Genomic DNA, 15,241 nt, shown 5'->3' on the forward strand with positions numbered 1-15,241 from the left:
AATGGTATTCGTTATCATCTCGATAAGCTCGACGATATGGCAACCGTAGAAAACCAACTTAACGCGGCACTGCAGGACCAATTGCCGCCCAAAGTATTCAACCGTCGTCACCGATTGGCGATTGACTTACCCCTGATTCCTTTTTACGGTCATCCCACTGTGGTAGAGGCCCCTTATATTTATCGTTCTCAATCCAAAGCGGTTACGACATCTTTCTTTGCCTACGCTAGTGTCTATGTCATTCGTCGTCATCATCGGGTCACCCTTGCCATTCATCCAGTGCGACATGACGAAACGCTGGTCTCAACCATCACTCAGTTGTTGTCACGAATGACGCCTTTGAAGGTGAAGGTCAAATCGCTATTTCTCGACCGAGGATTTTACTGTGTCACCGTGATTCGCTGGCTTCAAGCACTCAAGATGCCGTTTATGATGCCAGCGGTGATTCGGGGCAAGTCTGGGGGCTCAAGACAGTTTTGTCGTGGCCGAACCAGTTACTGGACCCCTTATCGAATTCACAGCCAACGGTATGGCTATGTTGATTGCCAATTGGCGGTTGTGTGTCGCTACAGTAAAGGCTTTCGCCAAAAGCATGGCATTGAGTATCTACTTTATGTTGTCTATGGCCTGAATGTTGCCCTCGGAGCGATTCGAACCGACTATCGGAAACGATTTGGCATTGAAACCAGCTATCGAATCAAGAATCATTGCCGAATTCGCACGACGACCAAAAATCCAGTGGTACGGCTGTTGTTTGTGGTTCTTGCTTTCATCCTGGTCAATATCTGGATTACACTGCTTTGGGCTTTTGTCAGTGCCACTCGACGTGGGGGAAGACGAGTCTATCAAGACTTGTTTCCACTCAAAACTCTTGTGGAGTTTATCTCTCAGGCCATTGAAAGACTGTTCCCGCCCAAGAGAGAGATTTATTTACCTGCAAATTGAGGATGTTTGCGATCTACTTGACGTGATGTGCAACTAAACAGATTAGAGATAAAGTCTTATCTTTTCCCTAGAGCTAAAGCGCTGATGGAGGAGATAAGACCATGTTTGATATCGAAGAGTTTATCATTGCCGTCTTTTTAAGCATTAATACTCATTTAGCCCCAATACTCACCCGTTATCCCCCTCGTTGCAAAGGCTTTGCCCCCCGTTTGAGCGATGCAGAGGTTCTTACCCTGGAAGTGGTGGGTAAGTTTTTGGGATATCACAGTGATACAGAGATCTGGAAGTACTTTTGTCGTCATTGGCACTCCTGGTTTCCTGGTTTGGGTCACCGCACAACCCTTGTTCGTCAAGCATCAAATCTATGGCAGTATAAACAACTGCTCCATGAGCAACTCCTGCAGACGTGGTCAGCTCAATCGAGTGACTTATATCGAGTCGATGGCTTCCCCATGCCCGTGTGTGGTTTTAAGCGAGCCCCACAGTCCAAAGTTTTCAGGGGAATTGCCAGTTTCGGGAGTTCAGCAACAAAATTAGGGACCTTCTATGGGTTCTGGGGTCATCTGCTTATTAATGCCCAGGGCATGATTATGGGGTTGGAGGTGGCTGCTGCCAACATTGATGAGCGAGATGTTGTCCCTGAACTTGTTGTGGGTCTGCAGGGTTATCTACTCGGTGACAAAGGGTATATTCGACAGGTGTTGAAGGAGGACTTAGCCATGGAGGGACTAACCTTGCTGACGCCACTGCGCAACAATATGAAACACGATGACCCACCACCGTTTCCATCAGTCGCCACCGACAACTGGTGGAAACGGTGGTGGGTCATGTATGCCATTAGTTTGATATTGAACGTATCTTGGCTCGCGATTTATGGCACTTGTCCAGTCGTTTAGCCCGTAAAATTCTTGCCCACACAGTTTTAATTGGCTTAAATCGGGCATATCAGCGTCCCTGGATCCAATTTGAAGATTTGGTAATTGCTTGAGCGAGAAACTTACTTTAGTTGCACATCACGTTACTGAAGCTCGCTGATCTAAATAGCTTTAGACTGAACATATCGCTAATAGATTGCAATTAGCATTAGTAAATCATGTAAGGATACAGGGCTGTTTCAGAGAGCATGTCACCTTTGTAATCGAGTATTTATACTCATTCCAAAAAACCTTGCTAGCCTTGCTTTCAGACGCCAAGTTTTTGGTTCCAAAATGTATGCATTTGCAAAGGTGACATGCTCCCGCTGTTTCAAATTCACCAGAGGTAATTTAAAAGCACTAGAAATCCGTGAGATAGCAACAGTGTTATGAGAAGTCTGGGTACACAAAAATCTTGGCTTCAGATTTTCTTCCGGGAACTTGAAACAGCCCTGTGTAAGAATATAATTAATGACGGGAAGTACCAGAGCCGAAGAATCTAACTTGAACTTATTGTGGCTGATGTAGATTCTGTTAATTCCAGGAATCTCTATACTTCTTCGGTGTCGTTCCAACAAGATTTTTGAAGTGCCTATTGAGATGGCTTTGGTGGGTAAATCCACAATTTAAAGCGACTTCAGCAATGCTTACCTTACTCTGAGTTAATGATTGCTTAGCTAAGTTAATACGTTGTTGGAGTATATATTTATACGGGCTAATACCTATGGATTGTTTGAAAAGACGGCCAAAGTGATACTGGCTCATTCCAACCAAACCAGCCAGCATCTTCAAAGAAATTTCTTCTACTAAATGATTGTTTATGTAGTCAATGACTAAGTTAAGTTTTTTAGTTGCTAACCCTCCAGTGTAATGACGTAAAATATGCTCTTGAGTAGAATATTTATAGAGTAAGTGAGCCGATAGCGAGTTTGCTAAAGAATCAACATATACCTTTGAAGGAGAACCCGAAGCAACCTCATTCTTGAGGGCACATCCTAATTGGCAGATTAGAGGATCTTGAATATGGCTTCTGACGGCAAGTTCAACAGTATCTGGGTTGATAAAATCAGGATCAACCTTACTCACAAATAATGGGTCTAGGGAAATATTAATAGCAGCCGTACTGGACCTAAAATAAGTCTTGCGAAGCGCGTAAGCTGGATGAAAACAGATATCACCAACTTCATAAATCCTGGGGTGCATTTTCCCATTATCGAAGACTTCTACCTCAGTACGTTTCGTAATAATAGCAATAACATGATGAGGACAATAATGCTCTGGACATTCCGTTGGCTCTGTTTCAGTATAAACCAGGCTGATATCATTCCATAAATACTTATAGCTTGAAAAGACTGGTTCAATTGCAAGACAATCACGAATACTATTGTCTTGCAATCCATTGACGATAAGTGCATCTTTTTTCATCTCATATCACAGCAAGTACGATATTTATTGTTCTTGCTAAATATGCTTTTGTTTAGCTTCCACTTATTTCTCAATCACTAGCACACTATTTATGCAATGTTTTACATATATAAATTTTTATGTTCTGAAATGATTTTGGGAAATAGACGATGGGTCTATTTCTATTTTTTGATACTGCAATTCATTATCTTGAGTAGGATTGTAGGTGAGCAATATAGCGTTGAGAAAAATCTATGAAGACGGGTGGACGGATCGACCGTAGGGGGATCAATTCTCTTTCAATCAAGGAGTTGGCAAGTTTAAGTGTATTCTTGACATCGTGCTTCAAGCGGCATCCTCGCCCTCCCTTTTCTCAATAAGATAGAAAATACCTTCGTAAAGAAACACCAATGCTTCGGTCAGTTCAGCGAAATCCATTAGACAATGTAGGCGAATAAGTTGCTTCAGGTTTGAATTATGCAACTCTCCTCTTATCCCACCGCAGCCCAAACTGATCTCAATCATCGTATTTTGGAGGCTGCCCAGCGTTTATTTGCGCGTCAAGGGTTTGAAAAAACCACCACTCGCCAACTTGCTGAAGCTGCTGGGATCGCTGAGGGAACGTTGTTTCGACATTTTGAAAATAAGAAAGCTATTTTGATTGCTGTGGTAACTCAAGGCTGGAGCGAAATGCTGACGGATTTACTCACCCATCTCAGCGAGATGGGCAGTTATCGGTCCATCGCTCAATTGATGCGTGAACGGATGCTAACACTGCCTAAACAGGCCGATCTGATGCGCGTTTGTTTTATGGAGGCGCAGTTCCATCCTGAACTGCGCGATCGCATCCAAGCTGAAATCATTTCAAAAATGACGAGCGTGGTTGAAGCCTTTATCCAAACAGGGGTTGAGCGGGGGACCTATCGTGATCTGAATCCTAAGGTGGTTGCCCGTGTCTTTCTAGGGATGTTTATGATTGCTGGATTTAGTCAGGATACCCTTATGGATGAACATCCTTCTCCAGCGTTTCAGAGAGAAATGGCCGAAACGCTCGCTGATATCTTTCTGAATGGAATTCTAACGCAGCCTTCAATGCAAAAACAGCCAGAGACTTAGCTCTCTGACTGTTTTGCTTTCTTGAGTAACCCCAAGGTGCGATAGCAAGGAAGCTAGAGAACGCCTAAATAGGTGAGTCCTAACACAGCTCCTGCACCTAAGACATGACCAAATACTTGAGTCCCCAGCACAGAGGTGAAACTAAACCCACCAAATAAGTTGGATGCTGGCATGCTCGGGCCGACATTGGGGTACTGAATGCTGTACTTTGCGATCGCAATCGCCATAATATTGGCTGCAATCATAACAACACCTACCGCTGGACTCCAATTAACCGCACGGACGGCAACTGTAAGAAAAGTTGGTGTGAACAATTTGAATGCTCCTTAACCCTAAAAATAATATTCAGTCGGTACTGAACGTTTATAAATGCAATAAGAGTGCCTTGTAGAAAGATACTGTATCAAAGGTGCATCGTGAATCTTTGTATGAAGATTTACTAAACGTCTCATCAACAAACTTTATGGCTTCTGTTAACAAACTTCATGTTAATGAGACCCGTAGCCCCTACTGTGGGGTGATAGCACAGTCAATTGATTGAAGCTAGCGGGCTCCGTTGAATGGGCTTATCCCCTCAAATCCAATCAAGCTGACAAGGCTCGACGATCACGATCTGAGGTAAAAGTCGATATTCACGGGGTGTCTTCCATCCCCACAGAAGGAGTGAAACCGTTTGCGATTCCCATTGGTTTAGACTCAATATGAATATATACTTTTGTAAATTAAGCTTTTATTCATATTCTCTCATAACTATTTATTCGATCAAATTTATTTCGATCAAGGAGTGACCGTGTACATTGTCCAGATTGCCTCTGAATGTGCCCCAGTAATTAAGGCTGGTGGGCTAGGAGATGTGGTGTATGGTCTCAGTCGTGAGCTGGGAATGCGAGGCCATTGCGTAGAACTCATCCTGCCAATGTACGACTGTATGCGTTATGACCACATTTGGGGGTTGCATGATGCCTACCAAGGGTTGTCGGTCCCATGGTATGGGGGAGCCATCCACTGCGATGTCTTTTGCGGGTGGGTTCACGGCCAACTCTGCTTTTTTATTCAACCGAAATCTGGTGATAACTATTTTCATCGGGGCCATTACTATGGAGCCTTAGATGACCACATGCGCTTTGCCTTTTTTAGTAAGGCAGCCTTGGAATTTCTGCTAAGAGCCAATAAGCGACCCGATATTCTCCATTGTCACGATTGGCAAACCGGGTTGGTTCCCGTCCTGCTCTACGAAATGTACCAATATCACGGCATGGGCAACCAGCGGGTGGTGTATACCATTCACAATTTCAAGCACCAAGGAATTGCTGGATCTGACGTTCTCTGGGCCACGGGTTTAAATCGAGAACCCCACTACTTCCACTACGATCGCCTGATGGATAACTTCAATCCCTTTGCCTTAAACCTGATGAAGGGAGGGATTGTTTATGCCAACTATGTCAATACCGTTTCACCCCACCATGCCTGGGAAGCCCGGTTTGAAAATGTGGGATATGGGCTGGGACATACCCTAGAAATTCACCATCACAAGTTTGGCGGCATTCTCAATGGCATTGACTACAATGTCTGGAATCCCGAGCAGGATGACTATATTCCCCATGCTTATTCGATCGATGATTTAAGTGGCAAAGCCCTGAACAAGAAAGCGCTGCGAGAGCATTTGCTATTGAGAGAAGCCGATAAACCCATTCTTGCCTTTATCGGTCGTCTCGATGACCAGAAAGGGATGCATCTGGTCCATCACGCGATTTACCATGCTTTGAATCAAAATGCGCAATTTGTTCTCTTAGGATCTGCCACTGAACCGGGGATTAATGCTTGGTTCTGGCACGAAAAACACTTCCTCAACTCCAACCCCGATTGCCATTTAGAACTGGGCTTTAATGAAGAACTCGCTCATTTGATTTACGCAGGGGCCGATATGATTGTGGTGCCGAGTAACTACGAGCCCTGTGGGTTAACGCAAGTCATTGGTCTCCAGTATGGAACTGTGCCCATTGTCCGGGGCGTAGGGGGATTGGTGAATACGGTCTTTGACCGAGATTATGATCCTGAAAAGCCTCCTGAGAAACGGAATGGCTATGTCTTTTACCAAACGGATCAGCATGCTCTAGAATCAGCTATCAATCGAGCGCTTGGTCTCTGGTATGACTATCCTCAAGCGTTTGAACAGCTGGTGAAGCAAGGCATGGCTTACGACTATTCCTGGAATCTTCCCGGTCAGCAATACCAAGAGATCTATGAAAGGGTGCGCTACTAAGTAAGGGTTGCACACCCCAGCGCTCAGGGAAGGCGATACCCGCACCATGCCTGTGTCCGCCCTTAATAAAGGCTGGATATTAATATCCACTCGGGCAACTTTTGAGTGCTTGCCCTTGATCTTTGCTCCTTATCCATTGACTCGATAAATGGGAGGCAGAAGTTTTAGGATTTAAAGTGAACGACTGCGACTCACAACTGTGACTGATATTGCTTCGACCATTACCTTGCTTAAGGATCGAGATCGCTTAGAAGCGAGGCTGAAAGAAATTCCACCTGAGCCAGGTGTTTACTTTATGCGGGATGTCAATGACGACATCCTATATATTGGCAAGTCCAAAAAACTGAGGAATCGGGTCCGCTCTTATTTTCGACAAATTGAAGATCATCCGCCCCGCATCGAGCTAATGGTCCATCAAGTAGCGGATATTGAATTTATTGTCACCGATACGGAAGCGGAAGCGCTGGCTTTGGAAGCCAACCTGATCAAGCAACATCAACCCCACTTTAATGTTCTTCTCAAGGATGATAAAAAGTATCCTTATCTCTGTGTGACCTGGTCCCAAACCTATCCACGGATCTTTATTACCCGCAAACGACGGTTGGGCAACGCTCAGGATAAATATTATGGCCCCTATGTGGATGTCTGGCAGTTACGCCAAACACTCCGGTTGGTCAAACGCCTGTTTCCCCTGCGACAGCGACGAAAGCCGCTATTCAAAGATCGTCCCTGTCTCAACTATGAAATTGGTCGCTGCCCCGGGGTATGCCAGGCCCTGATTACCCCCGAAGACTATCGCCATATTCTCCAAAAGGTCGTGATGATCTTTCAGGGGCGGACCAGCGAATTGATCCACACCTTGTCCCAGCAAATGGCCCAGGCCGCTGAAGATCTGAATTTTGAGCTGGCGGCCCGACTGCGAGATCAGATTAAAGGCTTACAGGGCTTAGGCATCGATCAAAAAGTAGCCCTGCCGGACGATACCATTTCACGGGATGCGATCGCACTGGCAGCCGATGATCAAGTGGCCTGCGTTCAACTCTTCCAAATCCGGTCCGGGCGTTTAGTCGGTCGTTTGGGATTTATGGCTGATGCCCAATCCGGCTCTCTGGGCATGATTTTGCAACATGTGTTGGAAGCCCATTATGGCAGTGCCGACCCAGTGGAATTACCCCTAGAAGTCTTGGTGCAAACCGAGTTACCCGAAACAGAGCTATTGGCAAGCTATCTCAGCCAGCGCAAAGAACGTAAAGTCAGCATCCTGTGTCCTCAACGACAGGTCAAAGCTGAATTGATCGAAATGGTTGAGCGCAATGCCCAATACGAGCTTACCCGCACTCAGAAAAGTCGCGATCGCACCCTTCAATCCCTAGAAGACCTGGCCGTTCTGTTAGATCTTCCCGAACTCCCTCATCGCATTGAATGTTATGACATCTCCCATATTCAAGGATCCGATGCAGTCGCCTCCAGAGTTGTTTTTCTGGATGGTCTACCCGCGAAACAACATTATCGACGATATAAAATTCGTAATCCCAACGTTAGATCGGGACACTCTGATGATTTTGCCAGTCTGGCAGAAGTGTTACAGCGACGATTTCGTCCATATCAAGAATTGTCTTCGTTAACGGGCTTGGATGGCTCTGACTGGCCCAATCTCATTGTCATTGACGGCGGGAAAGGGCAGTTATCAGCCGTGATGGATGCTCTGGCTCAGCTAGCAATCGTTGAACATTTAAATGTCATTAGCTTAGCCAAACAACGGGAAGAGATCTTCCAACCCGGTGACCCCCAACCGTTACCAACCGATCCAGACCAGCCCGGCGTCCAGCTGATTAGACGCTTACGAGACGAGGCGCACCGATTTGCCATTAGCTTTCATCGCCAACAACGACTGAATCGTATGCGGCGCTCCCGCCTGGATGATATCCCCGGATTAGGGCATCACCGCCAAAAAGAACTGCTTGCAGCCTTTCGGTCTATTGACTATATCCGGGATGCTAGTCCGGAACAGCTAAAAGCCGTACCTACGATTGGCCCCCAGCTAGCACAAAAAATTTATGATTACTTTCATCCAGCCTAAACCAGTTGAAGAATCATGACCTGAGTTCTCATCTCCTCAAAAACCATAATCCCAAGCTTGTGTTCCCATAAATACCAAATAGTTCTGTTAGTAACCTAAGCTTAAATCCGTTATATTCAAGCCGATAAGTTTTATTGAACTTCTCTTTCTAATCTTATTCAAAAGCTTTTTAGATGATCCCTAGCCATTGAAAGCCAATTTTTTGTAGAAGTGATTTTTTGCTGAGAAAGGTTTTCTCGGTGGGGATCAATAATATAAAAATAATTAAAAAACTATATAAGTATAAATATGTCAATGCTATAAATAAGGGGGTTAAACGATAGATTCAGAATTCAATTTTATCATTTATACATAAAAGTTTATCTTCTGCCATTTCTGTCACTGAGTCACTCACTTTCCTCATTAACAAAGGTATTTAGTCATGAGCCACATCGAAAAAATTCGCTGCCCTAACTGTGGGAGCCCGCATGGAGAGCGTCACCATATCGAGAATTTGACTCGAACTCAGTGCTTGGAATGTGACTATTTATTAGTGACCGATGCTGTGACAGGAGAAGTGGTTGAGGCTTACGCCCCAGGGCTTTATATGAGCCAAGCTAGTCGCTGCTAAGCCCTACAAAATTCCCTCTATCATGGCAGCTCAACGGATGTCGGCTTTGCAATGTGGGGTAACCCCCAACCCAGTTTTTCCCGGAGAATCTTAAAGAATTCAGGGGATCCTAGGCGAATAAAGCGGGCTGCATAGGGGGATTTTTGTACCCGAATTCGATCCCCAGGCGCAATATAGCACCCTGCATTCCCATCTACTTCCAAAACCAGTTGTTGCCGATTAGCTGGTACAACCTCTAGGGGTTCAGTATCGGCAAACACCAACGCCCTTGAGGCAAGGGAATGGGGGCAGATGGGAATCAGCTGCATTGCAGGAACGCCTGGAGCAATCACTGGACCACCCGCAGCCAAGGCATAGGCCGTTGATCCGGTCGGGGTAGACACCAACAGTCCATCCGCCGCAATATCAACCACCGCATGCTTGCCAACTTCAATCTCAAAGTGGCACATCCCGGTTAAGGGTTCCTTATGCAACAACATTTCATTGAGGGACAGGGCTTCCCAAAGCACATTGCCTTGACTCATAACCTGAACAGTCAGGGTGGCCCGTTCCTCAACGGAAAATTTTTCAATCAGCAAGAGGTCGATCACTTCCTCTAGCTGATTGACATAGGTTTCAGTTAGAAATCCCATGTGCCCGGTATTCACCGTCAACATTGGGATATTACAAGGGGCTAGTTGGCGGCAAGCAGATAAGACAGTGCCATCTCCACCGAGAACAATGGCAAACTTAACTGTGGGATCAAATCCGGCTGGAACAAGTTCATTAATTGACGTGAAGCAGACGGGATGGCCTGGCCGGGAGTATCCAAGGATTCCCCCCACCCCCGTTGCCATAGAAACCTGCCATCCACGGGCTTGCAACTTGTCTTGAAGGTCTGTTGCAATTCGGCAAGCAAACGGCTTGAGATCGTTATAAATGATGCCAGCTTTCGCCATAGATAATGCCAGCTTTCGCCACGCTCAAGGTTCATCTTATCGCTGTTATGAACTGGGGGTTTTGAACGGGCTCCGCTTGCGGGATTGTTTTTGATTCTTTTCGTACTCCAACTGCTTCAACTTTTTCAGAATACGATCGAAGTATTCCTGCATATAGGCTTCAAGCGTTGAAATGCTAGATTCGTCAACGCCAAATACCTGACAGGTTTCTGCCATCGGAACAGTGATTGGGGCTTGGGAGGTAATGACTTCGCTAAAGGCGAGCCGATCGGCAATATTCCAGCTCCATTGAAAGAATCGAGCGATCTTTTGTCCACTCCTGAGTAAACCAATTGGCATGCGGGTTACTTTCGCTGGCTGGTTGGCTAGCCCCTCGCAAAGCTCCACTATTTGCTCAGGTGACCAATCCTGAGGCCCGGCTAAGTCATAGGTTTTATTCTCGGTTTCAGAATGGGATAAGGCATTTACTGCAAACTTAGCAATATCTTGAGTATCCATATAAGCCGTAGAGGTCGCCTCATTCATCACCCAAACCGATTGATCTTCCAGAATCGGAATGGCATATTGGCCAATTAGACCCTGAAAGAAACCACAGGGTCTCAAAATCGTATAGTTTAAGCCTGATTCCTTGATAAATAACTCCGTACAGTTCTTAATATCCATTAAGGGCACATTGGGATAATTCTCAGCGCCCAAAATCGAGAAAAAGATAAATCGTTGAATTCCTGCGGCCTTGGCAGCTTGAATCAGGGCAACTTTGCCATCCCAATCGACCTCACGAATACCAATGGAATCTGTCGCTCGGACTGTCGCGGCATCAATGACGGCAGTGTTCCCTTCCATAGCCAATTTAAGGGTTTCGGGATCACGGAGATCTCCTTTAATGAGTGAGGCCCCCCATTCTCGCAGAAAGGTGGCGGCTCGGGGCGCACGCACTAGGCAGGTAACCTCATGACCCTCATCTAAGGCGCGACGGGCAATTTGCCTACCAAGGGTTCCAGTAGCACCAACAATTAATAGATTCATGAGGTCTTAAAAATTACAAATCTTAACTTTTGTAATATTTTATCAGAAAGTTGAGATTTGGATGGGTGAGATTCTTAGATTTCTAGTCCGCCCGAGCTTAGAACTTGGGCAAGGTCGTACGGGGATCAAACCGACGCAGTTTCGCTAGTTGCTCATAGAGTGCTTTTTCTTCGGTACTAAGGGGAGAGGGGGGAATGATTTGGATGCGAACGACCAGATCACTGGCGCCTCCCTTGGAATGCGGCCATCCTTTTCCCCGAAGTCGAAGGGCTTGACCAGACTTGATCCCGACTGGAATATTCAAACTAACAGTACCCGTCGGTGTAGGAACCTCTACCTTGGCCCCTAAAACAGCTTCATCGGGTGCAATCGGTAAATCACATACCAGATTGTCTTGATCGAATTTAAAGAAAGGGTGGGAATCAAGCTTGACTTTCAGATAGAGATCCCCTCTAGATTGAGTCAATGGATTGACTTGTCCTTTTCCCTTCACGCGAATACGACGATTGGGTTTTGCCCCTGGCGGGATACGAACGGTAATGGTTTCCGTCCCTCCAATCGTGAGGCGTTTTTCGACGCCTTGCAAGGCTTCAGTAAAGGTGAGTTTTAATTCTGCTTCAGCATCTGACGATATCCCGGGGGCATTAAACCCTGAAAAGTCCTGGAACCCGCTAAAGCCAGGAGAGCTAGACGTGCTGCTGTAGGAGTAGCGCTGTTCTTTGGTTGAACCTGACCCAAATCCACTAGAGAATCGCCCTAATAATTCATTGATGAAATCATCAAAGCTGCCATATTGGCCAAAATCGAAGTCAAAGCCTCCTGCCTGTGCGCCACCCGTCTGATTCCAGTACTGACCGAACTGATCATATTTTCGGCGTTTCTCAGGGTCTGAGAGCACTTCGTAGGCTTCATTAATTTCCTTGAATTTTGCTTCAGCAGTTTTATCATCCGGATTCATATCAGGGTGGTATTTTCGAGCTAGTTTACGAAACACCCGCTTAACTTCAACTTCACTCGCAGATTTACTAACCCCGAGGATTTGGTAGTAGTCTTTGAAGTCCGTTGCAGGCATCCGTATTACTCCACGTCACAACTCGAGAATAAAGGCAGAAGAGTCTAAAGGCTGTTAGCAGAGGCAATGGCCGCTGATCGCTTCAAGGCTTTCTGGAGGCGGTACATGCCCAAGGGGAAAAGGGATGGGATCTAAGGTGAAAACGTCTTCAGCCGTTGGGCTAGGCTAACGACCCAGCTTCACCCTAACAATTTTGATCTACTCAGAGGTTCGGTTTTTGCCCTAGCAGGGGAAGTTATTACCGTACCCCATCCCTCCGACAGGGCCAAAATCGGCAGACCCGGGAGGTCATCAGACTAAACCAGTAGACCGAGACCCAACAGCAGACCACTGACAAAATGAAACCCCACAGCAATAAATTTACAGTTTCTAACCTGGTCAGGCTGATGATGGTGTTGCCAGACATGCCGACAGAGGTGAACAGCCAGAGGCAGACTGATAAGGGTCAGTAAGGCCCCTACTGCGAACAATCGTAAAAGGGTGAACATCAAAATTAGGCTGAAGATGCTGCTGCAAATCCAAGGTAATAATTGGGCACCCCGGGTGGTACCCATACGCGCAATCGGTGAGCGCTTCCCGGCAGCAAGATCGTCCTCAACCTGGTGAAAGTGGGAACAGAACAGAATTAGGCTGGTGGTGAGGCCGATAATAACCGAAGCCGCCAGCATGGCCGAGGACCAGGATTGCGCTTGGCTATAGTAGGCAGCAGAAACCGCCAAGGGACCAAAGGTAAAGAAGCAGATGATTTCGCCTAGGCCCTGATAACCTAAGCGGAAGGGTGGCCCCTGATAGGTATAGCCGAGAAAACAGCTTAGTAGGATCAGAACCAGTACGGTGACATCTTGCTGCCACCAGGCAATAGCGACAAGTCCCAGGCAACCGAGTCCCAGGCAACTATTTGCTAACCCAAAGATTAACGGTTGATTCCCCGTTAAGTTGACCAGGGAATGGGCTTTATTCACATCAATTCCGGTATCGGCATCAAACACATCATTGGTCAGATTGAGCCAGGCGATAATCAATATGGCGGAGCCCAGAAAGGTCCAGAATATAGTTGTTTCAAGATGGTGTTGTTCTGACCATGCGATCGCAGATCCGACCCAAATGGGAATCACGGCCACGCTATACATGGGAGGCTTAATCGCCGCCCACCACAATTTTCGATTGGCGGTCGGCAGGGACTTTGTGGTCATGACATTTTCACGAAGGTCTTCTTCAGTTCTTCTTGAGTTAAGGGTACAGGATCGCCCCTTTCTAAGCATTTGTGAAAATGGGGGAGATAAGCCACACGGGTGGCCCCTTTCAATGGTTAGATGGAATATAAGGTACCGAGTCTTGGGGTCCAGCAGCAGTTCATGATGCGGCAAGACTTTGAACTTTAATATTGGAGGTAACCTGCTCTCCGGGCAACCCACCTTGCTATCCTCGATTTCATGACAGTCACTTCCTCTTCTGCCAATTTATTCCAGGACCGCAGGTCACTCCAAGCGTTTCTCGCGTCTTGTCGTAGGATTGCCCTTGATAAGGAACATGCCCAAGTTGTCAGTCTTTCCTTGGAAATTCCCAAGCAAGACCCGTTGGCAGTTCTAGACTTGCTGCAACAGCCCGATCACCCTTATTTTTATTGGGAAAAACAGTCGCAAGGGGTTGCGATCGCGGCTACGGAGCCATTACTTCACCTGCAAGTCGAGGGAAAGCAACGCTTTACTCAAGCCCAGCACTTTATCTGCACCTCTTTAGTCGATACCGTTTCTTCAGGTGCCCTTCATCTTCCCTTCTCAGGGCCGCACTTTTTCTGTGGCTTCACCTTTTTTGATCAAACGGTCCGAGAAAAACCGTTCTTCCCAGCAGCCTCCGTGTTTCTCCCCCACTGGCAAGTGGCTTGTTTTCAGGATCAGGCGGTCCTAGTTGCCAATGTTGTCGTTGACGCAGAAACCCCCTTAGACGCTTTAGCTCGCAGTATTTGGAAACGATGGCAACTGCTGCGAACCCCCCGTCGCTGTCCTTCATTGCGACCACAGCCGACTCAATTGACCTACCCAAAATTGATAAATGCAGGCGCATTCACAACAGCAGTTTCCGATACGTTAGGTCTAATTGAAGTCCAAAAGCTGCAAAAGCTGGTCTTGGCTCATACCTTAGACGTGATTACGCCTCAACCCCTAGATCTTTGCCATGCCCTCGGTACCCTGCGGGAACGATATCCAGAATGTTATGTTTTTGCCGTTAGTAATGGTCAAGGCCAAAGCTTTATCGGGGCTAGCCCTGAGCGCTTGATTGAACTCCGCGATCACCACCTCATTACTGATGCATTGGCAGGTTCAGCGCCCCGTGGCCTTTCACTGGAAGACGATCAGAGGTTAGGCAATCAACTCTTGGGGAGTCAAAAAGATGGCCATGAGCATCGTGTTGTCCTAGATTTTATTCGAGATAGCCTCTGGGACTTGGGCATTACTCCTCAAGTAGCCTCCCTCCCCCATCTGCTCCAACTCCCTAATATTCAACACTTACGCACCCTAATCACCGCTGAAGTTCCTCAACATTTACATTTACTGGAAATTTTAGCGGCATTACACCCCACCCCTGCAGTGGCGGGCATGCCCCGAGACGTGGCTCAACAGCAAATTCAAGTGCAAGAAGCGTTTGAACGCCATTTATATGCTGCGCCGCTGGGGTGGATGGACTACCAAGGCAATGGTGAATTTACCGTTGGGATTCGGTCCGCCTTGATCAATGGCTCCCAAGCTCGGCTCTACGCCGGGGCTGGGATTGTGGCGGGCTCTGACCCCCAACGAGAACTGGCCGAAATTCAGCTCAAACTTCATACCTTACTCGATGCGCTTTTGTAGAGGGATGGGGCTGTTATAAGGTTA

The 15,241-nt window shown here is 46.7% G+C and carries 13 protein-coding genes; 7 read left to right on the forward strand and 6 right to left on the reverse strand.

Going from position 1 to position 15,241, the window contains the following annotated elements; translation table 11 throughout:
- Positions 1 to 945: transposase (locus Q0991_RS24570; protein WP_299493637.1), on the forward strand; the 945-nt coding region annotated here is incomplete at its 5' end.
- A 101-nt stretch (positions 946 to 1,046) separates the two neighbouring features.
- Positions 1,047 to 1,841, forward strand: a complete 795-nt coding sequence (locus Q0991_RS24575) for an IS982 family transposase (protein ID WP_299493640.1) — start codon at positions 1,047 to 1,049, stop codon at positions 1,839 to 1,841.
- A gap of 552 nt (positions 1,842 to 2,393) precedes the next feature.
- Here Q0991_RS24575 and Q0991_RS24580 read toward each other — a convergent pair.
- Positions 2,394 to 3,284, reverse strand: a complete 891-nt coding sequence (locus Q0991_RS24580) for an AraC family transcriptional regulator (RefSeq protein ID WP_299493642.1) — start codon at positions 3,282 to 3,284, stop codon at positions 2,394 to 2,396.
- Between the two features lie 456 nt (positions 3,285 to 3,740).
- Between Q0991_RS24580 and Q0991_RS24585 the strand changes: the two genes are divergently transcribed.
- The gene (locus Q0991_RS24585; RefSeq protein ID WP_299493644.1) at positions 3,741 to 4,379 is read left to right on the forward strand and encodes a TetR/AcrR family transcriptional regulator; all 639 of its coding nucleotides are present in this window, start codon (positions 3,741 to 3,743) and stop codon (positions 4,377 to 4,379) included.
- A gap of 53 nt (positions 4,380 to 4,432) precedes the next feature.
- Here Q0991_RS24585 and psaK read toward each other — a convergent pair whose 3' ends face one another.
- Positions 4,433 to 4,693: a photosystem I reaction center subunit PsaK gene (psaK, locus tag Q0991_RS24590; RefSeq protein WP_299493646.1), complete on the reverse strand. Its 261-nt coding sequence runs from the start codon at positions 4,691 to 4,693 to the stop codon at positions 4,433 to 4,435.
- Positions 4,694 to 5,169: 476 nt separating this feature from the next.
- On the opposite strand from psaK, the gene glgA reads away from it, so the two are divergent.
- The 3 genes from glgA (at position 5,170) to Q0991_RS24605 (ending at position 9,332) form a co-directional block, all read left to right on the forward strand.
- Positions 5,170 to 6,642, forward strand: coding sequence for a glycogen synthase GlgA (gene glgA / locus Q0991_RS24595; protein WP_299493648.1), 1,473 nt, complete (start codon positions 5,170 to 5,172; stop codon positions 6,640 to 6,642).
- 199 nt (positions 6,643 to 6,841) lie between these two features.
- A complete protein-coding gene (uvrC, locus tag Q0991_RS24600; protein WP_299493650.1) occupies positions 6,842 to 8,722 on the forward strand; it encodes an excinuclease ABC subunit UvrC in 1,881 nt (626 codons plus the stop codon).
- Positions 8,723 to 9,143: 421 nt separating this feature from the next.
- Positions 9,144 to 9,332, forward strand: coding sequence for a hypothetical protein (locus Q0991_RS24605; protein ID WP_299493652.1), 189 nt, complete (start codon positions 9,144 to 9,146; stop codon positions 9,330 to 9,332).
- Positions 9,333 to 9,352: 20 nt separating this feature from the next.
- On the opposite strand, the gene Q0991_RS24610 is transcribed toward Q0991_RS24605, so the two are convergent.
- From Q0991_RS24610 to menA, 4 genes are all read right to left on the reverse strand, one after another.
- Positions 9,353 to 10,270, reverse strand: coding sequence for an NAD(+) kinase (locus Q0991_RS24610; protein WP_299493654.1), 918 nt, complete (start codon positions 10,268 to 10,270; stop codon positions 9,353 to 9,355).
- Between the two features lie 45 nt (positions 10,271 to 10,315).
- Positions 10,316 to 11,296: an NmrA family NAD(P)-binding protein gene (locus Q0991_RS24615; RefSeq protein ID WP_299493656.1), complete on the reverse strand. Its 981-nt coding sequence runs from the start codon at positions 11,294 to 11,296 to the stop codon at positions 10,316 to 10,318.
- Between the two features lie 97 nt (positions 11,297 to 11,393).
- Positions 11,394 to 12,368, reverse strand: a complete 975-nt coding sequence (locus Q0991_RS24620; protein WP_299493658.1) for a J domain-containing protein — start codon at positions 12,366 to 12,368, stop codon at positions 11,394 to 11,396.
- A 296-nt stretch (positions 12,369 to 12,664) separates the two neighbouring features.
- Complete coding sequence (menA, locus tag Q0991_RS24625) at positions 12,665 to 13,561, reverse strand: 2-carboxy-1,4-naphthoquinone phytyltransferase (RefSeq protein ID WP_299493660.1); 897 nt, start codon at positions 13,559 to 13,561, stop codon at positions 12,665 to 12,667.
- A 240-nt stretch (positions 13,562 to 13,801) separates the two neighbouring features.
- Between menA and Q0991_RS24630 the strand changes: the two genes are divergently transcribed.
- The gene (locus tag Q0991_RS24630; RefSeq protein ID WP_299493662.1) at positions 13,802 to 15,217 is read left to right on the forward strand and encodes an isochorismate synthase; all 1,416 of its coding nucleotides are present in this window, start codon (positions 13,802 to 13,804) and stop codon (positions 15,215 to 15,217) included.
- The last annotated feature ends 24 nt before the right edge of the window (positions 15,218 to 15,241 follow it).

The organism is Acaryochloris sp. IP29b_bin.137 (genome assembly GCF_028285745.1).
Taxonomy (GTDB): domain Bacteria; phylum Cyanobacteriota; class Cyanobacteriia; order Thermosynechococcales; family Thermosynechococcaceae; genus Acaryochloris.